Origin of the sequence: Rheinheimera tangshanensis (genome assembly GCF_014645135.1) — a bacterium.
GTDB classification, from domain to species: Bacteria; Pseudomonadota; Gammaproteobacteria; order Enterobacterales; family Alteromonadaceae; genus Pararheinheimera; species Pararheinheimera tangshanensis.
The window spans coordinates 278,321-302,947 of the sequence record NZ_BMLH01000004.1 but is presented as its reverse complement, the minus strand read 5'-3'; the positions used below and the strand labels follow the sequence as shown (position 1 = coordinate 302,947).

At 46.1% G+C, this 24,627-nt stretch carries 17 protein-coding genes; 9 read left to right on the top strand and 8 right to left on the bottom strand.

The features are described 5' to 3' along the window. Positions 1 to 67 precede the first annotated feature (67 nt). Entirely contained in the window at positions 68 to 1,120 is a 1,053-nt protein-coding gene (locus tag IEW88_RS10330) for a glycoside hydrolase family 16 protein (protein ID WP_147904121.1), read from the top strand. On the opposite strand, the gene IEW88_RS10325 is transcribed toward IEW88_RS10330, so the two are convergent. After that, positions 1,093 to 2,280, bottom strand: coding sequence for a serine hydrolase domain-containing protein (locus IEW88_RS10325; protein WP_147904120.1), 1,188 nt, complete (start codon positions 2,278 to 2,280; stop codon positions 1,093 to 1,095). The two genes, IEW88_RS10330 and IEW88_RS10325, sit on opposite strands and share 28 nt — an antisense overlap. 4 nt (positions 2,281 to 2,284) lie before the next feature. After that, on the bottom strand, positions 2,285 to 3,304 hold the full coding sequence (locus tag IEW88_RS10320; protein WP_147904119.1) for an oxidoreductase: 1,020 nt from the start codon (positions 3,302 to 3,304) through the stop codon (positions 2,285 to 2,287). A 224-nt stretch (positions 3,305 to 3,528) separates the two neighbouring features. Here IEW88_RS10320 and galE point away from each other — a divergent pair, with 224 nt between their 5' ends. The 6 genes from galE to glpD all read left to right on the top strand — a co-directional run bounded on the left by galE (position 3,529) and on the right by glpD (position 11,662). Further along, positions 3,529 to 4,551, top strand: a complete 1,023-nt coding sequence (gene galE / locus IEW88_RS10315; RefSeq protein WP_053425206.1) for a UDP-glucose 4-epimerase GalE — start codon at positions 3,529 to 3,531, stop codon at positions 4,549 to 4,551. Next, entirely contained in the window at positions 4,544 to 5,593 is a 1,050-nt protein-coding gene (locus IEW88_RS10310) for a UDP-glucose--hexose-1-phosphate uridylyltransferase (protein ID WP_053425205.1), read from the top strand. Before galE ends, IEW88_RS10310 begins: the two co-directional genes overlap by 8 nt. Then, positions 5,583 to 6,749, top strand: a complete 1,167-nt coding sequence (gene galK / locus IEW88_RS10305) for a galactokinase (protein WP_147904118.1) — start codon at positions 5,583 to 5,585, stop codon at positions 6,747 to 6,749. The genes IEW88_RS10310 and galK overlap by 11 nt, the downstream gene beginning before the upstream one ends. Positions 6,750 to 6,810: 61 nt before the next feature. Then, positions 6,811 to 8,199 carry an alpha/beta hydrolase family protein gene (locus IEW88_RS10300; protein ID WP_147904117.1) on the top strand — a complete coding sequence of 463 codons (1,389 nt, stop codon included), beginning with the start codon at positions 6,811 to 6,813 and terminating at the stop codon, positions 8,197 to 8,199. A gap of 215 nt (positions 8,200 to 8,414) precedes the next feature. Beyond that, entirely contained in the window at positions 8,415 to 9,896 is a 1,482-nt protein-coding gene (glpK, locus tag IEW88_RS10295) for a glycerol kinase GlpK (RefSeq protein ID WP_147904116.1), read from the top strand. A gap of 242 nt (positions 9,897 to 10,138) precedes the next feature. Continuing rightward, positions 10,139 to 11,662, top strand: a complete 1,524-nt coding sequence (gene glpD, locus IEW88_RS10290; RefSeq protein WP_147904115.1) for a glycerol-3-phosphate dehydrogenase — start codon at positions 10,139 to 10,141, stop codon at positions 11,660 to 11,662. A 93-nt stretch (positions 11,663 to 11,755) separates the two neighbouring features. Here glpD and IEW88_RS10285 read toward each other — a convergent pair whose 3' ends face one another. Continuing rightward, on the bottom strand, positions 11,756 to 12,499 hold the full coding sequence (locus IEW88_RS10285) for an SDR family NAD(P)-dependent oxidoreductase (RefSeq protein ID WP_221411403.1): 744 nt from the start codon (positions 12,497 to 12,499) through the stop codon (positions 11,756 to 11,758). 226 nt (positions 12,500 to 12,725) lie between these two features. On the opposite strand from IEW88_RS10285, the gene IEW88_RS10280 reads away from it, so the two are divergent. Then, positions 12,726 to 13,424, top strand: coding sequence for a FadR/GntR family transcriptional regulator (locus tag IEW88_RS10280; protein ID WP_053425200.1), 699 nt, complete (start codon positions 12,726 to 12,728; stop codon positions 13,422 to 13,424). Positions 13,425 to 13,485: 61 nt separating this feature from the next. Here the strand turns inward: IEW88_RS10280 and IEW88_RS10275 are convergent, their stop codons facing one another. Next, positions 13,486 to 15,618 carry an alpha-galactosidase gene (locus IEW88_RS10275; RefSeq protein WP_147904114.1) on the bottom strand — a complete coding sequence of 711 codons (2,133 nt, stop codon included), beginning with the start codon at positions 15,616 to 15,618 and terminating at the stop codon, positions 13,486 to 13,488. A gap of 196 nt (positions 15,619 to 15,814) precedes the next feature. Here IEW88_RS10275 and IEW88_RS10270 point away from each other — a divergent pair, with 196 nt between their 5' ends. Continuing rightward, a complete protein-coding gene (locus tag IEW88_RS10270) occupies positions 15,815 to 17,785 on the top strand; it encodes a beta-galactosidase (protein WP_147904113.1) in 1,971 nt (656 codons plus the stop codon). Between the two features lie 105 nt (positions 17,786 to 17,890). Here the strand turns inward: IEW88_RS10270 and IEW88_RS10265 are convergent, their stop codons facing one another. The 4 genes from IEW88_RS10265 to IEW88_RS10250 form a co-directional block, all read right to left on the bottom strand. Further along, positions 17,891 to 19,354: an SLC5 family protein gene (locus IEW88_RS10265; protein WP_147904112.1), complete on the bottom strand. Its 1,464-nt coding sequence runs from the start codon at positions 19,352 to 19,354 to the stop codon at positions 17,891 to 17,893. Between the two features lie 44 nt (positions 19,355 to 19,398). After that, positions 19,399 to 20,178, bottom strand: a complete 780-nt coding sequence (locus IEW88_RS10260) for a SapC family protein (RefSeq protein ID WP_147904111.1) — start codon at positions 20,176 to 20,178, stop codon at positions 19,399 to 19,401. Between the two features lie 4 nt (positions 20,179 to 20,182). Continuing rightward, on the bottom strand, positions 20,183 to 21,709 hold the full coding sequence (locus IEW88_RS10255; RefSeq protein WP_147904110.1) for a tryptophan halogenase family protein: 1,527 nt from the start codon (positions 21,707 to 21,709) through the stop codon (positions 20,183 to 20,185). Positions 21,710 to 21,840: 131 nt separating this feature from the next. Then, on the bottom strand, positions 21,841 to 24,603 hold the full coding sequence (locus IEW88_RS10250) for a TonB-dependent receptor (protein WP_147904109.1): 2,763 nt from the start codon (positions 24,601 to 24,603) through the stop codon (positions 21,841 to 21,843). Between the last annotated feature and the right edge of the window lie 24 nt (positions 24,604 to 24,627).

The following is a 24,627-nucleotide window of genomic DNA, read 5'->3' as shown; positions in this document are numbered from 1 at the left end:
ACTCTCTTTGTTCGTCCGTCAGTTTCTGCTATAGATGAAAGCTCTTTCAACCAGATGAGATAGCCTGATGGACTGCAAAAAATGCTCAGTGTGCGCTGCAGTGGCAGCAACACAGCTATTGAGCGGCTGTGGCACAACAGATCAGCCATCAATCTCTGTAGATGACTCTTCCCCTGATTGGCAATTGATTTGGCAGGATGAATTCTCTGGTCAACAAGTGGATTTAACCAAATGGAGTTTTGAGGTCAACTGCGCCGGAGGTGGCAATAACGAACGCCAGTGTTACACCAACAGGGCAGAAAACGCTGCTGTAGCGAATGGAGCTCTGACCATCACGGCCATCAAAGAGAACTTTGCAGGCCCGGCGGCTCAGGACGACTCACCTGATTACCACCCAGAACTGACTGTCAGCCGTGAATTTACCTCAGCCCGCCTTCGCACTAAGGGCAAAGGTGACTGGACCTATGGCCGATTTGAAATTAGAGCTAAGCTGCCATCAGGCCAGGGGAGTTGGCCTGCCATTTGGATGTTACCTACAGAGTGGCGTTATGGTGGCTGGGCGTCTTCCGGTGAAATTGACATCATGGAAGCGGTAAATCTGGGTACCATCACAGACGATGTAACCGCAGTGGGTCAAACAGAGCAAAGAGTCCATGGTACTTTGCATTATGGCAGGCAAGCGCCGGGAAATGTTTATTCGGGGACCAGCTACAAAGCCAATGACTTTAAGCCGACAGAGCAGTTCCATCTGTATGCCCTGGAATGGGAAAAAGGTGAAATTCGCTGGTATGTTGATGATGTGCACTATGCCACTCAAACTGAACAGGGCTGGTACAGTCAGTTCCAGACCGCGGATGGTGTCTGGCAACAAGCCAAGGGTGCGGCACCTTTTGATCAGTCTTTTCATTTACTGCTGAATCTGGCAGTGGGTGGTCACTGGCCTGAAAACGTCAATGAAAAAGGAGTGGATGTTGAGCACTGGCCCCGGCAGATGGTGGTGGATTATGTCCGGGTTTACCAATGCTCAGCGCAGACTGCCGATGGCACTGGCTGTGGCACCAAAAGCAGCATGGCAAAACAGGTTTCGGGGATTCAACCGCCCGCTTTGCCGACATTCTGATGCCGGGCGCTCAGCAGCACCTGGCGGATAATACGATCCGCCTGAGCTTTATACAGTAGCCATTGCAAATAGTTACCCTGGGTCAGTACCAGCACCATCTCCAAACTTGGGAATACGGCAATATACTGACCGCCGTCACCTTCTGCTGTGTAATAAGAAATGCCGTCTTGCTGTCGTAACCAGAAGTAGTAGCCGTAATCACCAGCAGGACTTGTAGCCTGACGGCTGGTCATTTGGTGCACCCAACCCGGCGGTAATAACTGCTCCCCCTGCCATTGCCCCAACTGCAGATACAAAACCCCCAATTTAAGCATATCGCGGGGTCTGAGCCATAAACGAGCCGAGCCTTCGGGCACACCATCGGGTTGCGTCTCCCAGCGATAAGAACCAAAACCTAACTTATCAAATAACTGCTGTTTAGCCCAAGGCTGCAACGGCTGTTTTAGCTCACGTTGTATCAGCTGTAATACCAGATTGGGTAAAGCACTGTTGTAAGCCCAGCTTTGACCTGGTCCGGTATTCGGCTGTCGCAGCAGATAATCGACAAAATTTTGCTGTTGCCACAGCTTTACTAAATCATCTCCCGCCCATTCATCCCAGACAAAACCTGCCTGCATCGATAATAACTGGTGCAGGCTAATACTGGCTTTGATCGGATCTGCTTTGATCACGGCATGCTGAGGTAACAGCTGCGCTAAAGTACTGTCGACACTTAACCCCGTCTGGTGCAAAGCTATACCTGTTAAAGTTGCAGTAACAGCTTTAGTGACAGAAGCCACATAATGAGGCTCCTCTGCTTGCCAGATAAAATCCTGCTTTCCCTGCTCTAACCGTATCCCTTGCTCAAAGTTAATCAGGTTGTTATTGCCCTTTTGATAATGCTCAAGGACCAAAGCGCCTGATTTATACAACAGCAGGCTATGCACCTGCTGATAACCCGGCTTGGTTTTGTTTTGAATTTGTAGCAGCAGTTGCTGCAGTATCTGTTCGTTCAATCCTTGTGCTGCAGGCTTTTTCTGAGGTAGAAATAAATCGGACTCCAGACTTTGCGCTATGACACCCCGAGTCGTCGCCCGCAACAGCTCTTGAGCCTGAGCAGAACTAAAAGCACCGCAGCACAGCAGGCTGCAAAGTAAAACTATAATGATACGGTCAGGCATGCGGTTAAAAATCCAAAGTCCGGCCAAGGCGTTGACTGTGCATCGCCAGCTCTATCAAACGGATGCCTTGCAAAGCTTCGGTGGCAGAAACCAAGTGGGGTTTACCTTGTTGCAAAGCAGCGACCAGTCGCTGATAAAACTTCTGATAATCACCAGCTAAAGTTGGATAAGGTTTTTGTCCTTGCGCATCAGCCACTACACCGTACAAAGCTTCAGGCTCCTGCCCCCAACCTGCACCACCAGGCTTTTGCCCTGCTCTTAGTGCATCTTCCTGCGGATCCAGACCTGTTTTATGATAAGACCCTAAATCACCCTGCAGAATAAAACGTGTGGTTGGATGCGCAGAAAAAGGGCTGGAGTGCAGCACCACTTCTTTGTCGGCGTAATGCAACAACAGATGAAAATAATCCACAGTGTCGCTGCCCAGACGTAACGCACGACAGCGGGCTGTCAGTGCCTCTGGTGCACCAAATAACGCGATGGTCTGATCAATTAAATGCGGCCCCAAATCATACAAAATCCCGCTTCCCTCCCCCTGCAATTCGCGCCAGCGTGGTCTGGGAACAGGACGGAAACGATCAAAATGCGATTCAAAATAACGGATAGTTCCGAGCTCTCCTGTTTGCAGCAATTGCTGTAAAGTCAGAAAGTCGCCGTCAAACCGTCTGTTATGGTAAACAAACAGCTGGCGTTGTTGCTCGTCCGCCAGTTCAAACAGCTCCTGTCCTTGTACCTCTGTCAGCACAAAGGGCTTTTCCACCAGTACATGTTTCCCTGCCAGCAAAGCTTGTTTTGCCAAAGGATAATGGCTGTCATTAGGTGAGGTAATCACTACCAGCTCAGCATCGGATAAACGAATAAGCTCATCGCCATTTGAGTAGTGCTTTATATCCGGATAATCCAGCCGTAACTGAGACTGACTACTGCTGATTGCGACCAATTCAAGCTCGGGCTGTAAGCTAATAAAAGGCAAATGAAAGGTTTTGGCAGACAAACCATAGCCAATAACGGCTGTTTTGATCATGGCTACTCCTAAATAGCATCACTCATTGAGCTGTCATTGTAATACCACTAAAACAGGTCAATGGGGAAAATATCTGAGAGCTTTGCTCACTGGCACTATTGCTTCCCACCAACCCCCTCGATACAAGACAGCATTCCTGTTCTTAAGAACAAATTTTGGGACTTGATCTATCCAAACCTGAATAGTACTATTTATCGTATAAATAGTACTATTCAGGTTAATGAATGAAAGTTTTGGTTACAGGCGGTATGGGCTATATAGGCAGTCATAGCTGTATCGCTTTATATGAAGCAGGCATTACACCAGTGATTTTTGACAACTTGGTCAACTCCAGTGTCAAAGTTCTGGAGCAACTAAAAAAAATCACCGGGACCAGCATTGAATTTATCGAAGGGGATGTATCGGATGCCGTCGCTCTTGAGCAGGCTTTACGTCAAACCAATGCCAGCGCAGTACTGCATTTTGCTGCACTAAAAGCCGTAGGTGAGTCAACAGAACAGCCACTGCGTTACTATCAGAATAATGTCGCTGCAACTCTCACGCTGTTAGAGGCAATGCAAAAAGTGGGAGTGAATAAAATTATTTTTAGTTCATCTGCTACTGTTTATGGCGATCCACAGTACCTGCCTTTTGATGAGCAGCATCCTCTTCGTGCCACCAGCCCTTATGGCTGGAGCAAAATTATGGCAGAACAAGTAGTAAACGATCTCTGCTGTGCTGCCAGTGACTTTCTTGCTGTGTCATTACGCTACTTTAATCCGGTCGGTGCTCACCCGTCCGGTCTTCTGGGTGAGAGTCCCCAAGGAACACCCAACAATCTATTACCTTTTATTGCTCAAACCGCGGTGGGTCGCCGGCCTTTTGTTAAGGTGTACGGCTCAGATTACCCCACTCCAGACGGCTCAGGGGTGCGGGATTATCTTCACGTCATGGATTTAGCAAAAGGCCATGTCGCCGCTTTACTTCACCATCAGGCAGATAAAGGCTTTCATACGTATAACCTTGGTACAGGTCAAGGTCATTCAGTGCTTGAGGTCATACGGGCATTCTCTGTTTCTGCCGGAAAGGAAATCCCCTTTACGTTGGCACCGCGCAGAGCTGGTGACGTTGCTTGTTATTACGCTGATGCGACAAAAGCGAATCAATTACTTGGTTGGACTGCTGAGCATAGTTTGCAACAGATGACGGATGACACCTGGCGCTGGCAGTCGAATTATCCTCAAGGGCTGGAGTATAGCGATGAATAAATTTGAGTTTACTCATAGAAGAAAAAATCCACTATCAGGAGAATGGGTACTGGTTTCTCCGCATAGAAATAACAGACCATGGCTTGGGGCTACGGAAGCCGTAGCCACTGAAGAATTACCAAAACACGATCCGTCCTGTCCTTTGTGCCCTGGGAACCAACGAGCAAACTCGGATACAAATCCGCACTATTCTTATACCCATGTGTTTGTAAATGATTTTGGCGCATTAAACTCTATATCACCTCAGGCCGAATCAAGTACGGATCCACTATTTACATACGATGCAGCAGAGGGCGAATGCCGTGTTATTTGTTTCTCGCCCGATCATAATAAAACGCTGCCAGAGATGTCGTTAACAGAATTATCCGAAGTGATTACCGCCTGGCAGCAGCATTACCGGGAATTAAGTCTTCGCTACAACTGTGTGCAGGTCTTTGAAAATAAAGGGGCTATTATGGGCTGTTCGCAGCCGCACCCACATGGACAGATCTGGGCACACCCGCATTTATCTACAGAAATTGAGCGCGAAGACGCCCAGCAATCCAGTTATTTTCAGCTTCATGGCCGAGCCTTGCTTGCGGACTATGCAGAAAAAGAAATCGCTGATGGCAGCAGGGTGGTTTTTGAAAACAAGCATTGGCTTGTCGTAGTACCTTTTTGGGCGGCCTGGCCATTTGAAACTTTAGTATTGCCTAAGGACGAGTTGCAAAGACTGGATGCGTTGAATGACGCACAAAATAGTGCGCTTGCAGAAACCTTAAAAGTGCTTACCACCAAGTACGACAACCTATTTCGCTGTAGCTTCCCTTATTCTATGGGTTGGCATAATGCGCCAGCAAATCTGGACTCTTCTGCATCATACTGGCGCTTACACGCCCATTTTTACCCGCCTTTGTTGCGCTCAGCTACAGTAAAAAAGCATATGGTTGGTTATGAAATGTTGGCCGAAAGCCAGCGCGATCTTACTCCAGAAACTGCAGCGTCTATTTTGCGTTCAGCCTCCACTATTCATTACAAGCAAGGAAATTCTGATGACGTATGAAACTTTGCAGCAACAGTTTCAGATGCTGTATCAACACAAAGCACAAGGAGTAGCCAGTGCACCTGGCAGAGTCAACCTGATAGGCGAGTTTACGGATTACAATCAGGGATTTGTCTTTCCTTGCTCATTAGGCTTTCGCACCTTAGTGCTATTTCGACGACGGACCGATCAACAACTTGTGGTGCACTCGGTGAATTACCCTGGAGAGCATGATTCTTTCGCTCTGGATCAAGCAATTTCAGCCGGTCCCTCGCAATGGGGTAACTACATTCGGGCTATGGCTTATGTACTGAAGAAAGCCGGACACAGCCTGGCTGGAGCCGATATCCTGATAAGCAGTGATGTGCCACAAGGGGCCGGACTCTCCTCTTCTGCAGCACTGGAAGTTGCTGTAGCTGGCGCCTTTAACCAGATCAGCGCACTGGGCCTTAGCTTACAGCAAATCGCTTTATTTGGTCAGCAAGCCGAAAATGAATTTATGGACTGCCAGTGTGGCATTATGGACCAGTTGATTTCGGCGAAGGGACAGCAAGGCCATGCCTTGCTGATTGACTGTAGCGATCTGCAAACTACTGCGGTCCCGCTGCCGGAAGACATAAAGCTGGTGATTATCAATTCAAATTATCCGCGAAAACTGGTGGACAGTGAATATAATCAGCGACGCCTGGATTGCGAGCAAGCCGCACAAAAAATGGGCGTACGTACTCTTCGCCATGCCACTCTTGAGCTGCTCAACGATACAGCACCTAAGCTAAGCGATACCGAGTTTCGACGGGCACGTCATGTGATTACTGAAAATAGCAGAGTACTGGCGACACAAAAGGCCTTGATTGCTAATGACATGCTCACTCTGAGCGAGCTGATGCGAGCCTCTCACTTGTCCCTGCAAAATGATTTTGAAGTCACAGTACCTCCGGTGGATGGCCTGGTAGAGATTTGCCATCAACTGTTTAAAGATCAAATTGCAGTGCGAATGACAGGGGGTGGGTTTGGTGGCGCCATCTTATGCCTGTGCCGTGAAGAGCATATTGAGCCTTTACGGCAGGCCGTCCTGGCGCAATACACTAAAAAATTTGGTCTGACTGCAGATTTTTATCTTTGTCATGCTGGCAGTGGCTTACAGATTGAGTTGTTCAATCAACAGAATAACTGCTGACGATCGGCATCAGCTCTTGCCTTACAAAATAATAACAAGCACTACAATGGGGGATTTAGCCATGGCAATAAATACAAATACAACAGATAAACGAATAAGAAATCGACCTTACTTGCCCGCTCTGAAACAACAAAAGCTTGCTCTGGGCTGGCTGCTGTTTGCATTGCCTCTTAGTATTTATGCGAACACTGAAGTGGCTGCAACCAGAGCAGTTGATGCACCTGAGCAACTTTATCCGCCACTCACAACTGACGTATTGCCAGAACTTGCAAGCACAGGTTCTTATGCGGTTGGGGTCAAAACTGTAACCATAGTTGACCCTGCCCGCTTTGACCCTGCCTCTCAAACTATGAAAGCACGACCTTTAACACTGGAAATCTGGTATCCAGCCACCGAAGATACAACACAGCAGAAAACGTCTTACCTAAATCAGAGCCGCAGTGGAGCTCGTTTTGCATTACAAGCGGCAGCATTGCGTGATGTTCCGGTCCGTAAAGGAGATAAAAAATACCCATTAGTGGTGCTCTCACATGGCTATACCGGCTATCGTACCATCATGTTTTATCTTGGCGAGCATCTGGCATCTCATGGTTATATAGTGGCGGCTATTGATCACACAGACTCCACTAACGCAGAAATCGACATGAAAACGGCTCCCTTTGCAGGTTTTCTCAGTACCTTGTTAAATCGCTCACGTGATCAACAGTTTGTATTAGAGCAGCTCAGGCACTCTCCTGAGCTGACAGAATCTCAACTCGATGGCGCTAAAGCGGCTGTGATCGGCTATTCAATGGGCGGATTTGGTGCGTTAAACACCATTGGGGCCTGCTACGATTTTAATGCTCAAACCACCGCCGCTTTTACCGGCTTGAAAGAACCATCACAAATTAGCGCCTTACAAAAATTATTGAATAGCTGTGCTGGTGGCCACTACGAAAAAACACAGCCTGACTCGTCATGGCAAGCCGCTATTGCAGTAGCACCATGGGGCGGACAACATCAATTATTCTCGAGCACCTCACTCGCAGCGCTAAAAGTACCAGTCCTTTATGTGGCCGGTGATTTAGATGATATTTCAGGCTACGATGGCATAAGGTCTCTTTACCAGAAAACAGGCAGTTCAAATAAGTACCTACTGACCTATCACAATGCCAGACACAATATAGCCCCACATCCGGCTCCCGCTAAAGCATCGGCCAATGAACTTGATATTGGTCATTATTACGAACCGGCCTGGTCAACAAGGACGCTGAACGAAATCAATAAACATTTTGCTTTGGCAATGTTTGATTGCCATCTTAAAAAGATCCAGGCACGTTGCGCCTACCTGGATTTGCCAGCAAGCCCCGATCAGAGACCTGTTGATGGTAAAACTCCAGACACCTGGCGAGGTTTTGATCCGCGTTATGCAACTGGAATGTCGTGGCTGCAAAAGACAGCAAAACCTTAATAACGACAGGGACTAGCTAATCGCCTTAGCTTCAAAGCAGCACCCACTACAGCTTTTACCTGTAGTGGGTTGGCAGTATGCTTTACTTACCCTGAGCTTCGCTCCTGAGGCCATCAGCTGTAATTACTACTTCGACCATTTTTATAAAATTCAGTTGCCAAAGCGGTACTTTCCCGTCAATCTAGCCATATTATAAGATATATATGAATTAACAAATGAAGAAGTCTTATCTGCTTGCCATTGATCAAGGCACAACTAGCTCCAGAGCGATCGCATTTACAACTGAAGGTAAAACTGCAGCTTGTGCTTCAGAAGAATTTACCCAGCACTACCCGGAAAATGGCTGGGTTGAACATAACCCAGACGATTTATGGAATTCTGTCCTCCGGACTTGCCGCAAAGTGATGGCAGATCTGAATATTACGGCTGATGATATCATCGCTATAGGCATTACTAATCAGCGCGAAACTACACTGGTCTGGGATAAAAAAACCGGTAAACCAGTCTACAACGCCATAGTCTGGCAAGATCGCCGCACTACAGCCTATTGTGAATCGATCTACAGTAGCGAAACAGAGGCATTAATCAACGCAAAAACAGGCCTGCTACTTGATCCCTATTTTTCAGCCAGCAAAATTCGCTGGATCCTGGACCACGTGCCTGATGCAAAACAGCGCGCAGCTGCAGGTGAACTGGCTTTTGGTACTGTGGATAGTTTTTTACTTTGGCAACTCACCAATGGCAAAGTACACCGCACAGATGCCACTAACGCATCACGTACTATGTTATTTGATATTCATCACCAACAATGGGATGACGAATTACTGACACTGTTTGATATCCCAAAGTCTATGCTGCCGGAAGTCTTAGATTCTTCAGCTGATTTCGGTGTTACAGCCGCAGAATGCCTGGGTGGTGAAATTCCTGTTTATGGCATGGCTGGGGATCAACAAGCGGCCTTATTTGGTCACGCCTGTTTTGACCAGGGTATGGCCAAGAGTACTTATGGCACAGGCTGCTTTTTGATGCTAAATACCGGCGATACCGCGCTGAAATCTACGAATCGTCTGCTAACAACAGTTGCTTATCGCTTAAATGGCAAAGTCACTTACGCTATTGAAGGAAGTATTTTTATGGCAGGTGCGACCATGCAATGGATTGTTGAGGGTTTAAAACTGCTCCGCCACGCAGGTGAAAGTGAAGCGATAGTAAAAGACGTTCCCCTGGACCATGGAGTCTTTTTGGTTCCATCCTTCACAGGTCTTGGAGCTCCCTATTGGGACCCGAATGCCAGAGGCGCAATTCTGGGATTAACCCGTGATTCAGGCATTAGCACCATAGTGGCAGCCGCGCTGCAATCCGTAGGTTATCAAACTAAAGATTTGCAAAAAGCGATGGAACGGGATGGTTTAAGGCCAAAAGTACTGCGTGTTGATGGCGGGATGGTAAAAAACAATTGGGTCCTCAGCTTCTTAGCCGATATTTTAGGCGCCGTAGTCGAAAGACCACAAGTGATTGAAACAACAGCTCTTGGCGCCGTGTATTTAGCCGGTCTCCATGCCGGAGTCTTTCATTCAACTGCACAGCTCGCCACCTTGTGGCATTGCGAACGCCGCTTTGAACCCAGTCTTTGTACTGAGCAACGCAACCACTTATATGCGAAGTGGCAGCATGCTGTCGCTCAGGTCCGACTTTAGCAAATCGCCTTGGTTAGCTCACTCAGTTCGCATACAACCGAATGAGTCAGAGCTAACCTTTTCTAAGGTTTCGATGCATCTGCACCAGTTCTGTTTATCCATTGATCTTCTTCACCTACTTCAACTTCCAACCTAACAGCGTTTTTTTTATCTATTTGACTAAAAGGCGCTTGTCAGTCTATTGCTACCGCCATATCATGATATATATATTATTTGTATGATTTATTTTCATGGAATAAAAAATGGATGAACTAGCGAATTGTCATGATGTCCTGATTATTGGTGGAGGCGTTAACGGTACAGGTATTGCCGCGGATTGTGCAGGTCGTGGATTGAAGGTACTGTTGTGTGAGCAAAACGACTTAGCCTCAGCGACCTCCTCTAACAGTAGCAAATTGATCCATGGCGGATTACGTTATTTAGAGCACTATGAATTTCGCTTAGTCAAAGAAGCACTAGCTGAACGAGAAGTGCTGCTTAAAAATGCGCCACATATCATGTGGCCTATGATATTCCGCCTCCCGCACCAGCCTCATCTGCGTCCGGCCTGGCTCATTCGTCTAGGTTTATTTCTCTATGATCATCTCGCTAAAAGAGTGACTTTGCCTGCGTCCAGGAGCATCCACTTTGGCACAGACAGCCCACTGCAAAAGCACATCAGCAAAGGTTTTGAATACTCTGATGGCTGGGTGGATGATTCGAGGCTTGTAGTGACGAATGCTCTGGCAGCGCGACAGCACGGAGCAACAATTTGCACCCGAACCAGGTGTATTGCTGCTCAAAGAAAAAGCGATCATTGGTTAGTGACTCTGCAGCAACGGCAGCAAGCGCCTTATCAGGTCAAAACAAAAGCTATTGTCAACGCTGGAGGCCCTTGGGTCGCCAGACTATTTGATCAGGCGTTGGAAGAGAAATCGCCGCAGAATGTGCGTCTTGTAAAAGGAAGCCATATTGTTGTCCCTAAGCTGCATGACCAACCACAGGCATACATGCTACAAAATAAAGATCAACGTATTATCTTTGTGATCCCATTTGAAGATAATTTCACATTGATTGGTACCACGGATGTGGAGTATCAGGGCGAGCCTTCAAAAGTCAGCATAAGTCAGGAAGAAGTGCATTACTTGCTGCAGATCTGCAATAGTTACTTTAACAAACAACTGACTACAGCAGATATAGTAGGATCATTTTCTGGTGTAAGGCCTTTATTGGATGACGAATCCGATAGCGCTCAAACGGTTACCCGCGACTACAAACTAGAATTAAGTACTGATGAAGGTAAACTTCCCTTACTTTCTGTTTTTGGCGGAAAAATAACGACATACCGTAAACTTGCCGAAGCCGCGACTGATCAGTTAGTACAATTTTTTACAGGAGCAAGACCAGCCTGGACCGCAAAAAAAGCCTTACCTGGCGGTGATTTTGACTCTAAAGAATCCCTCATTAACGCTCTGATACAACAGTATCCCTATCTGCAAACTAGCATTATACGGCGCTATGTCCGCAGTTATGGCAGCCGCAGCTTTTTGTTGTTAAAAGAAGTGATGTCAGCAACAGATCTGGGACAACATTTTGGTCATGGACTGTTTGAAGCCGAAGTCATTTATTTACTCAAAGAAGAATGGGCTGAAAACGCAGAAGATATCTTATGGCGCCGCAGCAAACTGGGCTTGTACTTTACCGCAGAACAAACCGCCGAATTAGAATGCTTTATTCAGGAACGTCATCAGCCCATGCAGTCATTTCAGAACTGCAGTGCGATGTAGAAGCAAGGTTTTGCAAACCAGCCAAACGCCAGCGAATGGGATGACAAAAACGGCACCTGTGATGCCGGATCTGGATTGATGATGAGTTTCGTATTAAGTTCGGCCACCGTCCACACTGATGGTTTGGCCTGTAATTAAGGCACTTTGATCAGACGCCAGAAACAAGGCTAAATTGGCAATGTCTCGTGGCGTAATTAAACGTTTAATAGCAGAAGACTCCAACCATTTTTGCTGTTCTTCAGAGGTAAACCAGGTCGCAAGCTGACGCTCAGTAGCGACCCAGCCAGGTAAAATCGCATTCACACGAATACCGGCGTTGCCATAATCTTTCGCCAGCGCTTTGGTCATGCCAATAATGCCCGCCTTTGCAGTCACATAACCTGCCATCTGTTGCTGACCTACGAGTGCATTTATGGAACTGAAATTAATAATACAGCCATGCTGCTGTACTTTCATTAACTCAAAAGCGCTTTGTGAAGCAAAAAACGCCGGATCCAAATTCACTTGCATACATTGTTGCCAGTCCATCGATGTTACTTCTGCAGTAGGTTGGCGTTTATCGTTGGCAACATTATTTACCAGCACATCAAAAGCACCCAGATCTTTTGCGGCATCCTGAATGGCCTTTTGAAGCAAAGACGGTTGACGCACATCCACCTGTCGAAACCAAAGCTGACTGGAGGAAAGCTCTTGCTGTAAGGTTTCAGCTGCATCTAGATCAACGTCAATAAAAGCAACTTGAGCCTGTTGCGCAGCAAAAGCACGAACCATAGCAGCCCCGATTCCGCTTGCTCCGCCGGTAATGAACACCACTTTTTGGCTTAGACTTGGATACACTGTAGCTTCCTGCAACCTGATGAACTCCGATATTGTTTGATTTGATACTATTGTTTTCTTAAACGTTTTAAGGAGATTGGCGGTTGAGTCGTGAAAATAAAGCTATACGGGGTCGATAGTCAAGTTATAACCAAAGAAACCTGCTCAGGACAAAAAACTTATATCGCAACTGTATGTATTTTAATATGATATATTACATTAATAAAATTTAAGAAGTGGTTGGCTGATGAAGAGTTCTCAAACGCATAATCTGACACATAAACTTACCTATGATTTAGGTTTAGCTATAGTTCAGGGGGTTTATCCTGTTGGAACCGGTCTTCCTTCAGAAGCCGACCTCTGCATTAAATATGATGTCAGTCGAAGTTCCACGAGGGAAGCGGTCAAAATGCTTTCAGCCAAGGGCCTTATCTCGTCCAGGCCAAAACAAGGGATCCGGGTTTTACCTGAAAGCAGCTGGAACATGTTTGATACTGACGTATTAAAATGGATTTTAAGCAGCAAACCTTCACTTTCATTACTGAAAGAATTTACTCAGGTACGGATTGCGATGGAACCTCAGGTTGCGGCATTGGCCGCAGTCACTGCTACATATCAGCAGTTGGCAGATATCGAAAAAGCGCTGGCGCGGATGGTTGACGCAGACAAAGGTCTGGACGATCCGCTAGAAGCAGATATAGCCTTTCATACCGCTATGCTGGTCGCGAGCAATAACAGATTTTTCTTACAACTCTCTGAGTTTATTAGTACGGCGTTACATGTCAGCATTCGTTACACCAACAGAATCAAAGGTGTACCTGGTGCCGATGTGCAAAAGCATGCAGAAATCCTGGAAACTATAAAGTCCCGCAACCCGGACAAAGCCAAAAAAGCAGTCGAAGCCATTCTGGACGAAGTACTGGAACTGATTGAATCTAAACTCTAGTTTGTACTGTCGCAAAAAAGACGAGCTCTAAACTTCACCAGAGCTCGTCGCTACCCCCTCTTTATACCGCCACTAATTCAAACACCAATGAGCTTTGCGGATGAACTATTGGCAGTTGCATGCCAAAACTCATTAACGCCTCTGCACTGAGTATTTCGCCCTGAATAAGCCTTAGTATCGACGGAGAATACTCCTTCAACTGAGTTGGCCAAATTAAACTGATCCGGTACTGACGTTTTACATCCAGGCCAGTAAATCGATAACGGGCCGGCAATGTACGTGCAGTTTCCCGAACCACGTTATAAGTGAACAACGCTTTAGTTTTGTCTTTGTTAACCAAACCAAAATTTATGCAATCACCATCGCTGTCAAGCCGGTATAAATCGCTCTGGTGAATAAACTCTCTATGCTGTTTATGCAGTTGAATGGCGGCCCTAAGCGCCACTTTTTCCTCAGACGTCAGCTCTCTGGGGTCCATCTCAATCCCCATATGGCCAAACATAGCGACAGCTGCGCGCATTTCTAAAGTCACACGACGGCCGGTAATATGGCAATCCCGTGGCCCGACATGAGCGCCCATCACATTGGATGGAAAGAAAAATGAGCAACCCCGCTGGATCTGTAACCTGTCCAATGCATCGTTAGAATCTGAGGTCCATACTCTGTCGGTATGTGCAAGTACGCCATAATCAATACGTGCGCCACCAGAAGAGCAGCTCTCAATTTCTAAACCAGGGTGCGCGGCTTTAATGCGGTCAATCAGCGCATATAAGGCTTGTGTCTGTTGATGCACAGCCGGTTTGCCCAATGCATTACCCGGATGATTCAGATCACGGTTAATATCCCATTTGATATAACGGATCAGAGGATATTGACTTAAGATGGCGTCGATGGCGCTAAACAAATAGTTAGTCACTTCGGCACGGCTTAAATCCAGCACTAGTTGGTTACGGAATCTAAGTTGTGGGTTACCGCTGGTCTGTAATACCCAATCCGGGTGTGCACGATATAAATCACTATCCGGATTGACCATCTCCGGCTCAAACCAAATACCAAACTCCATGCCAAGCGAGTTCACATGATTAATCAGCGGTGATAGCCCTTGCGGGTAAACCGCAGCATCCACAGTCCAGTCGCCTAAACCTGCAAAATCACCACGCCGGCCTTTAAACCATCCATCGTCTAACACAAAACGTTCTACCCCAAGAGCTGCAACCTCATCAGCGAGAGTTTTTAGTGTCTCAACATCATGCTGAAAGTAGATCCCCTCCCAGGTATTGTAATGCACTGGTCTTGGCTTGCTGCGCTGCGCTTTGCTCAACAGGCGGTGACGCACAAATGCATGGAAGTTGCGCGATAAGGCACTAAAACCCTGATCAGACCATGAGGCATACAATACGGGGCTTTGATAACTTTCACCTTGCTGCAAAACCATTTCTCCGGGTAACAACAGCTCTCCCATCTGAAGGTAGCTGCGCCCCTCAGCAAGCAGCTCTACTCGACTGCGGTGATTACCAGACCAGGCTAAGTGAAAACCAAAACACTCGCCTTGCTGTTCAGAGGTATTTTTCCCGTGAACTAAAACGCCCGGAAAGTTATCGTGTGAGGTTTTGCCTTTACGATTTTCCCGCAAAAAACTCCCCAAAAATAAATCGATAGTGCGACGTTGAAATTCATTAGACCAACGACCTTCAAAACTGGTCAGTTGCGTTAAGTGATCAGGCAACATAAAAGTCGGTGCCGCACACCAATGCATCTGCAATGGTTCAGCGCCAAGATTACGGACTGCTGTTGATGCCTTTACAACATCGTATTGCTCATCTAAGGACAGCAAATGTGTTAGCTCAATGTGCCTGAGTAAATCGACGCTGACCAACTCAACCTCATGCGACGATAACTGCCTTACTGCAGTAAGTTGTGGCCCAACTGACCAGGCCTGCTGCTCATTACTTAATTCAAGGCCAGGCGCTCCGGTGAATCCCTCTGCATTTAAAGGTGTCAATGAGATAGGAGCTTCAATCACAACTGAACACTTCGCTTCTTGTCTTGTACACAACAGAGTCAGCATCTGTGCCGTTGTGGCTTCAGTTAGCTTTTTACCAAAATACAACAAAGCCGGGGTACGATTCCGGCAATCCAATAACAAGCTCAGCGACTGACTTTCCAGCCGGATATACGAGGGAATAGCACTCATCGGTAAATTCCTTTGGCAAAGCGAACAATCAAGCTGCCGTAAATGTACAGAGCATTAGACAGTCAGCACAAATAATAATATTATATATCATACAATTAATAATATCGTGAATTCAAGTTGGTGATGAAGGCGGGTAGCTGTGAAATAGCACCGTGATTTCATTCAGCTTTTTCGCAAAGGTCATAGGGAGTTTTTTATGTTAGGTGTGTGTTATTATCCGGAACACTGGCCAGAATCACTCTGGGCTGAAGATGCCAGAGAAATGGTTGAACTTGGCCTTCGTTATGTGCGGATCGGTGAGTTTGCCTGGTCCAGATTAGAATCTGCACCAGGAGTGTTCCATTTTGAATGGCTTGATCGCGCTATCGATACTCTGGCGCAAGCTGGGTTGAGCGTCATCATGTGTACACCAACAGCAACACCACCTAAATGGTTAATTGATCTTTATCCTGATATTTTGCCTGTTGACATTAAAACAGGCACAGTTCGCGGTTTTGGCTCTCGTCGCCACTATGATTTCTCCAGTGAAAACTACCGTCGCGAAGCCATGCGGATATCACAAGTAGTGGCTAAGCGTTATGGTACTCATCCTGCCATTTGTGGCTGGCAGACAGACAACGAAATTGCCTGCCATGACACAGCCCATAGCGGTAGCCAGAATGCGAAAATTGCGTTTCAGCGCTGGTGTAAGCAGTTTTACGGCACCATAGATAAATTAAACCAGGCCTGGGGTAATGTATTCTGGTCGATGGAATATCAAAGTTTTGAGCAAATTGAATTGCCTATTCTGGCCGTTACAGAAACCAGCCCTTCTCATCAATTGGCTTACCGGCGCTTCAGCTCGGATCAGGTGGTGAAATTTCATGATGAAATGGTCGATGTAATACGAGCTCATGCGCCAAATCAATTTGTCACCCACAATTTTATACCTATGCACGATACCCAAACTGACAATTTTGCTCTAGCAAAAAAACTCGATTTTGTCAGTTACGATAATTACCCATTAGGACGAACCGATCTATTTTTTGGCGATGCGCCAGTCGCACAGTTTAAAAAATATATGCGCACTGGCCACCCGGATTTTTCCAGTTATGCCTTTGACCAAAGCCGCGGAATTAGCAATAGTAGTTTTTGGGTAATGGAGCAACAACCAGGACCAGTAAACTGGGCACGGCATAACCCAAGACCAGAGAAAGGAATGGTGCGTCTCTGGTCATGGCAGGCTTTTGCTCATGGTGCTGAAGCTGTCTGCTACTTCCGCTGGCGTCAGGTTCCATTTGCACAGGAACAAATGCATGCAGGGATCAAAAGAAATGATAATTCCAGAGCAGCAGCCTATGCCGAAATTGCACAGGTGCGTGATGAATTAAAACTCATTGCAGATCTGGCAGAGCAGCCCGTTCAGGCAAAAGTGGCCATCGTAATGACCACTGAAAATCAATGGGTGACTGAAATTGAGCGCCAGGGTGACAGCTTCAATCAGCATAAAGTAGAATTCGGCTGGTACAGTGCTTTACGTCAATTGGGTCTGGCGGTAGATTTTGTTTCGCCGGAACATGATCTCAGCCCGTACCAATTAATTGTTGCACCTTGTATGCCTATTGTGAGCCAGAGCTTTGTCGATCGCTGTAAAGCCTCTTCAGCTCTGCTGGTATTTGGCCCACGTAGTGGCGCTAAAACCTCAGAATTAACCTTAGTGCCGAACCTTGGACCTGGCCTATTACAACAATTGATTGGAGTGAAGGTATTAAGTACTGAAACTATCCGGCCAGATTGTTATGAAGAGTTAAAGCTGGCAACAAAGTCAGGCAACAGCTATCAGAGCACTCAATGGCGGGAAGAACTGGAGCTCAGTGCGAACACTCGTGTGATAGCAAGCTACCACGACAAGACTCCTGCGGTAGCCCGTGACGGTCGCACTCTGTACGTTGCCACGTTAAGCTGTAATAGTTTTTTAGTGGATTTATTTGCAGATTTGGCGAATGAACTTCAGCTGCCAATATTGCGGCTTGATGAAAGCCTGCGATCAGTCCAGCGTGGTAACTTACATTTTGTCTTTAACTACAGTGCCAAAGTCCAACAGGTTGTAGCGCCTCAACATGCTGATTTTCTGATCGGCGGTTCGACTATTCAGCCTTATGACCTGGCTGTACTGCGACTTCGCTAACACCCCTCGGGGCGTTTCGCAGCGCCCCGCTCTCTGCTACACAGTAGCCATAAAACAGCCAGTCGCCGGATCAACTCCGGCTACTGGTTGCCTAATTGGTACCACTTAAGAACCGATTTTTTCTACCACGGGTTCCAATTTGCCAGACCAACGAGTCTGTTGACCAAAGACAACTTTATTCAGTATCAAGGCAAAGGCAACGCAGCTGAACAAGGTAATGGGCATCAGGTGAATGTAATGCCAGCTGGAGTAAAATGGCGAGAAACTAAAAGTTAAAGAGCCATAAAGTAACACACCAAAAATAACAGCGGCAATTGCAGCGCGCGCATCCACATTGGTAAACAGGAGACCGACCACAAAAATGGACAGGATCGGCATACTAAGCAAGCCATTAAGTTGCTGCAGTAAGTTAATAATGCTGTCGGCATGCTGATAAACAGGCACCAGCACTAAGGTCAGTACTGTTAAGCCAAGTGTGACATAACCACTTAACTTAAATACGTTCGGCTTTTTCTCAAAATAGGCTTCGTGAATATCGCAGACATACAAAGCAGTCGCTGAATTTAATAAACTGTTGTAGGTGGATAAAACCGCAGCGGCCATAGCGGCAGCAAACACGCCACTGAGCCATCCTGGCATCAAATCTCCAACTATACGGCCATAGGCTGTATCACCAATGTCACCGTAAAGTTTATAGGAAACAATACCAGGCACCACCACTATGGCTGGCACCACAATAATCCGGATCAGGGCAGCGGCAAACACGCCTTTTTGCGCTTCCTTGACATTGGGTGCAGCCATAGCGCGTTGGGTAATAGTTTGATTGGTGCCCCAGTAATACATCTGAATAAAAATCATCCCGGTAAGCAAGGTTTGCCATGGCAGTGGAGAATCCTTGTCTCCGATCAACGTTAACCGTTCCGCAGGGATACCAGAAAAATCAAAATCAATTGCGACTAAGGCCAGAATAACCACTAACACAGCCATACCTAAGACTAAAACACCATTGTAGGTATCAGACACAGCCACAGCTCTCAAACCACCAAAAAAGGCGTAAAAAGCCCCCACCAGTGCAAATAGTGTCGCTAAATAGATTAGTGGAATATCGACTTTAAACATGGTTTGCATTAACAAGGCACCGGAATAAATAACAGCCGGCATATAAATAAAGGCATTGCCCAGAAAAAACAGGCCTCCAATTACTGCCCTTATATGTTTATTGTGGTAGCGCTTTTCCAGCAATTCAGTGGTCGTTGTACATTGGTATTTGTAGTAAACAGGAATGAATACTTTTGCCAGAATGATAAGCCCAATAACAGCGGCAAGCTCCCACCATACTAACAACATCATTTGGTTACCATTCATTCCGACTAACTGGTCGGTACTCAAATTTGTCAGCGTGATAGAGCCCGCTACAAAAATCCAACTCAAGCCACCGCCGGCAAGGAAATATTCTTTATTCTGACTATTGTGGTCACGACGTTGCCCACGGCATTTCAGATAAGTTAAGGCTCCAATCAAAGCACTGACAAGGACAAACACTGTCAGCTGAATCATATTATCAGACATTATGTACTCACATTTTTGTTATTGTTTCACGAGAAAATAGCGCGTCAATGTTGAGAGCGATTTAATTCCAGCCGCACACTTTTCAATAATCCTAACTGCTGATCCTGAGAATCTGCCCCTGAATAACGCTGATTATGCAACTGAATCAGCTTGTTTAATTGGGTAATAGAAAGCAGCATCGCATGCAAGATCAACAAATAGCCTTGCTGCTGTAGTTGGTACACTTGTTCAGCGGTCAATGTTTGTAATTTGTCTTCATCAACAGTGGCTAACCCTTTGATGATTTGACTGCGGCCATCTTGTTGTAGCAGGTGCAAATCAAGTTCTTTAATTAATCCGAGCTCTGTGATGGTTTTGATAAACTGATAACTCAGATATTCGTGTTGAAGACCGGTTTCCAGCATAGTGACTTGCTGACGCAGAAATACCGAGGCTTGGCCATCCACAGTGTAAAGAGCATGAGCATTTGCTTCTGTTGCAGGGCAAATAACATCTTTATCCATGGTAATAGCCAATTTAGTGGGCTTAGCCTGTGATAAGGACAATGGGTAGGTTTGCATAGACACAGGCTGATAACTGGCCAGCCATTGCTCTTTCTGAACGAATAAATTTTGCCCTGGTGTAAAACTGCATAACGCAGATATTAACCATTGCCCACTCGTTTGATGACGGCTAAAAAAGACCGGAAGGTCACCAATCAGTTTACTAATTTCTGTCACTTGTATATTTAACATATGCAAACGCACGGCGAAGCGCAGTGGCGCGTTTTTAATCACTGCAGTCTGCGCATGAGTCTGGGCCGTTAATTCAACAAACATTGACATGATTTTATCCTCTGTTACTGCTAAGCCAGCCTGTAATATAATCACGGTGCGACGGCAGCGTTTGTAACAACTGCGCGGTAAGCTGCTGATTTCTTCTAATAATTTGCTCGGCTTGGGATTGTTGTTGATACAAATAAGACTGACGGCTAAAATCAGGCTTGAAGCCCATTCCGTAGAGCACGTACTGGTAACTTGCAGCAGGGAACAACTCTAAGGCGCCATGAAAATCTTGTATTTGCGGACCGCGGTGTTGCCAAATCTTCAAATCATCTTGCAAGGACTGCGGAATAGATTCAGGCTTTAAGTGATCCTGCCAATAGGGTTCTGGTCTTTTTGTTAATAGATAATGTAACTTTAAAAAATCCAGGATCCGCTGCCATCTATACAACATCTGTTGGTTAAACCTAGTGGCAACCAATGGCATGGTAGCAAGATCCGCAGGCAAATTATCAGCAACAAAACGAGCAGAAATCTCAACCAGCATAATAGCCGTTGCTTCGAGAGGTTCGACAAACCCTGCGGACATCCCAATAGCAACACAGTTATGTTGCCAAAACTTGCTTCTGTGACCTGTCTGATAACTAATTTTACGCGCGCTAATACCTTGAGCCGCAGGGCCAATATAGCGGCGTAAATTAAATTCAGCTTCATCGTCACTCAAATACTTGCCTGCATACACATGACCAACTCCACGACGATGCGTCAGACCTATATCCCAAATCCAACCGGCATTTTGTGCTGTTGCTATCGTATGGCAAGGTATGGCTGCATCTGGCGTGTCGTATGGGACTTGCATCGCCAAGGCACTGTCATTAAATAACAAATGTTCGACAGGTTCAAAAGGCACACCCAGAGCTTTACCAAGTAACAAGGAGGAGAAACCGCTACAATCAATAAATAAATCTGCTTCAAGTGGAGCGGTACCATCCGTCAGATACAAAGCCTGAATTTGTCCATCCTGACTCAGCTGACAGCGCTCCACAGTACCAATACGGTGCTGCACTCCCAGATTATTTTTACAATGTTCTTTGAGTAAATCAGCGAAAGCCCCAGCATCCAGATGGTAGGCATAGTTGCATTGGCCTTGATATTCACCTTCCGAAAAACCTCTTGGAGCAAGTCCCGCTTCGCAGATTTGATGCTGAAAATTGCTCTCTACAGCAAACTGGCTAATATCCTGAACATAAGGGGCTAAATCAATACGGCCATAGCCCATGGGAACAGTAAAAGGGTGATAATAAAAATCCTCATTACCGTGCACCCAATTAACAAATCGACCTCCTTGTTTGAACACCGCATGACATCGTTGAAATAAATCGGCTTCTTTTATGCCAATTTGTTGCAGGGTATTTTTCATTGTCGGCCACGTGCCCTCACCTACCCCAATAGTTGGGATATCGGAAGATTCAACCAACACGACCTGCAAGCCATCTTGAGTATTACTGCGATGCTGAGCTGCAATAATGGCAGCGCTCAACCAACCAGCGGTTCCACCACCAACAATAACTAATTTTTTGACTGCTTTTGACATCAGATTTGGGCTCTTATTCTCACTACTGACAACCTAACATGCCAAATCAGAGCGCGAAAGCTTCCTGATTTGGCAATTTTAGCTTTAGATTTCTGCAGGAGACGCAGCATAACTGCGCTCTTGCTGTTGTATCAGAATGAACCGCGAATGCCCACAGAGTAGCGTGAACCATTGTCTTCCACAGAGTAAATCTGGTTCTGGAAGCGTCCGGTTTGCACCAGCTCTTCTTCCGTAATATTGATCCCCTCAATAAAGATGGTCAAATAGTCGTTGTAATCATAACTGGCGCTAATATCCCACTGACCAAAGGTTTTGGTATTAATAGGTTCGCCATTAAAACCATTGTCCAGCGCGCGCAGGAAACCTTCCCTGTTATTAAACGCGATACGTGCCTGCCACACATCCTGCTCATAAAACAGTACCAGGTTTTGCGAATCACCCAATCCTTCCAAAGCAAAACTCTGCGAACTATCTGCGGTGACAGATAAATCACTGTCAACGACGGTCGCATTGGCGGAGGCGCCGAAGCCGTTATCAAAAATATGCGTCAACGCAACTTCATAACCTGTAATACGGGCCGACTCGCCATTTTGAGGACGGGTGACAGTATAGATTTCAGATGAACCATTTAACTCATCCGTAGTGCCGACTATATCAGAGCTGCACAATGCTGAGTTGGCAATACTACAACCAAAATCAGGACCTGTGCGGCCAGTCATGTTATAAGTTTCAGTGCCTGTCAGAGTGACGATAAAATCTTCAACTTCTTTATTAAACACGGCAAAGCTGAATAAGTTTGAATCGTTGTAATACCACTCGTAAGAAATATCCCAGTTTTCAGCCTGGAAAGGTTTTAGCGCCGGGTTACCGCCACTGGCAGTCAGGTTTTGTCTGCGCGGTTCGTTAAAGGTAGTCGCAGGCGACATCTGGTCCATAGTAGGACGGGTAATGGTATCGTAACTGGCAAAGCGCAGTACCATATCATCAGCAATGCCTAATTTGACATTCAGATTGGGTAACAGGTTTGAATAGCTGGTCCCTTGATTGATATCAGTGGCAGGGCCAAACACGTTAGCAAATAACGTTGCATCTGCAGTAGGAACTATGTCTGTAACGAAACTCTGAACGGCATTGACACTAACATCAGTTGACGCATAACGTGCTCCCAGGTTCACAGATAAAGGCATATCTCCCAGATCATATTGCAGAGTAAAGTCCATATATAAGCTGGTAACATCTTCATTTATGGTATAGCGGTTATTTTGCAATGTTGGCTCAATTGGGAAGCCTGAGTCAGCCAGATACTGAATCATCTTATCGCCATCATAGGTATAGAACGTATCAATCAAGCCCGGAAAGAAGTTGTTTGCTGTATAGGGTCTAAAGTCAATCTCATCCAGTGGCGCCGCAGTTCCGTAACCACAATACACACATTGAGAACCGAGGATCTGGAAGGCTGATTTTTCACGTTCCTGACGGTAAATACCAAAATTAGCTTTTTCAAACACACCTTTTTCAGCAAGGTATTCAAAGTCCGCTTTAAACTCGTTGATCTCGTCTTTATTGGTAAATTGATTACCTTTTTCGTTGTAATGCATACGAGCGCGACTTTCGTCAGCCAGGCTACCGTTCTCGAAGCCACCGTGTGCTACCGTAGGTAAACCACCAGTTGCATCAAAAGTGTAGTCGTTAATCATGCCTACCACATTAAAACGGTCACGGCCGGCACGATCGTTTTCAGCACTAGTGGTCGATACATCAAAACTAGCTTTTAGTGCATCATTGATTTTCCAGTCGACATTCAAACCAAAGGCATCATTGGTGATATCACGTGAATTTCGGGTGTGAGATACGAAGTCAGTTGCAGGATCGCCGCTGCCTTGATGTAACCCTATTTCCTGGGTGAAGCGCACAAGAGTACCGGTCGCAGGATCTATTTCAGCGCTGCCCACCCGATCAGGCTCAAACCATGACGCAAGATCGGTTACCTGTGAATCGACCTCAAATTTTGATATCAAACCATCCAGCGTTACCGTCACATCTTCAGAAGGAGCAAATTGCAATACCAGACTAGCATTTGTGCGGCTACGATCCTGCTCATCGATGATCTGATCCCAGTTTCGCGGAATGTAGGCATTGGTAAACAACACACCATCGTCTTTATTAGAGATCGTTTGACCACCACGCCAGCCAGCTGTAGCAATTTGATTGATCTGGACTTTCCGTTCTTGCTGACTTACGGCCAGCAATACGCCAAACATATCATCGTTAAAAGTATTGCTGACTAAAAAAGAGGCAGATGGAGATGTCTCTTCCGATAAACTTTCATACATCCCTTTAATGGAGCCTGCGATTCGAAGATCATCATAATCAAAAGGACGTGCTGTTGTTACGTTGATTGTGCCGCCTATACCACCTTCCTGCAATTTAGCTGTGGTACTTTTATAGACGTCAGCACCTGAGATTTGATCCGCAGCTAACACGTCAAAATTAAATTCGCGGCCTGCACTTTCAGTAGCTAGCTGACGTCCATTCACCAGTACAGTATTAAATTGAGGTCCAAAACCCCGAATAGTGACAGCCTGGCCCTCGCCGCCACTTCGATCAATAGAAACACCAGTGATACGCTGCAGGGATTCTGCCACGTTCAAATCAGGAAACTTCCCCAAGTCTTCTGCTTTAATACCATCAGAAACGACTGTCGAAGATTTTTTATCTTCAAACGAAGCTTTTAAGCTACTGCGTATTCCCCTTACCGCTATGACTTCTATCTTTTCCTTTTCAGCTGCTGGCTGCTGTGATTGCTGTGCAATAGCCTGACCACTACACAAACCAGCAATGGCAACGCTTAGCGCAGTTTTTTTTCCAATAGTTAATATTTTGCTATTTTTCATCGTTTAACACCCTGTCTTGCCTTG

Bases quoted from the DNA above. Each gene is read 5' to 3' on its own strand.
- IEW88_RS10330 (WP_147904121.1), top strand. From the start codon at position 68: ATGGACTGCAAAAAATGCTCAGTGTGCGCTGCAGTGGCAGCAACACAG.
- IEW88_RS10325 (WP_147904120.1), bottom strand. From the start codon at position 2,280: ATGCCTGACCGTATCATTATAGTTTTACTTTGCAGCCTGCTGTGCTGC.
- IEW88_RS10320 (WP_147904119.1), bottom strand. From the start codon at position 3,304: ATGATCAAAACAGCCGTTATTGGCTATGGTTTGTCTGCCAAAACCTTT.
- galE (WP_053425206.1), top strand. From the start codon at position 3,529: ATGAAAGTTTTGGTTACAGGCGGTATGGGCTATATAGGCAGTCATAGC.
- IEW88_RS10310 (WP_053425205.1), top strand. From the start codon at position 4,544: ATGAATAAATTTGAGTTTACTCATAGAAGAAAAAATCCACTATCAGGA.
- galK (WP_147904118.1), top strand. From the start codon at position 5,583: ATGACGTATGAAACTTTGCAGCAACAGTTTCAGATGCTGTATCAACAC.
- IEW88_RS10300 (WP_147904117.1), top strand. From the start codon at position 6,811: ATGGCAATAAATACAAATACAACAGATAAACGAATAAGAAATCGACCT.
- glpK (WP_147904116.1), top strand. From the start codon at position 8,415: ATGAAGAAGTCTTATCTGCTTGCCATTGATCAAGGCACAACTAGCTCC.
- glpD (WP_147904115.1), top strand. From the start codon at position 10,139: ATGGATGAACTAGCGAATTGTCATGATGTCCTGATTATTGGTGGAGGC.
- IEW88_RS10280 (WP_053425200.1), top strand. From the start codon at position 12,726: ATGAAGAGTTCTCAAACGCATAATCTGACACATAAACTTACCTATGAT.
- IEW88_RS10275 (WP_147904114.1), bottom strand. From the start codon at position 15,618: ATGAGTGCTATTCCCTCGTATATCCGGCTGGAAAGTCAGTCGCTGAGC.
- IEW88_RS10270 (WP_147904113.1), top strand. From the start codon at position 15,815: ATGTTAGGTGTGTGTTATTATCCGGAACACTGGCCAGAATCACTCTGG.
- IEW88_RS10265 (WP_147904112.1), bottom strand. From the start codon at position 19,354: ATGTCTGATAATATGATTCAGCTGACAGTGTTTGTCCTTGTCAGTGCT.
- IEW88_RS10260 (WP_147904111.1), bottom strand. From the start codon at position 20,178: ATGTCAATGTTTGTTGAATTAACGGCCCAGACTCATGCGCAGACTGCA.
- IEW88_RS10255 (WP_147904110.1), bottom strand. From the start codon at position 21,709: ATGTCAAAAGCAGTCAAAAAATTAGTTATTGTTGGTGGTGGAACCGCT.
- IEW88_RS10250 (WP_147904109.1), bottom strand. From the start codon at position 24,603: ATGAAAAATAGCAAAATATTAACTATTGGAAAAAAAACTGCGCTAAGC.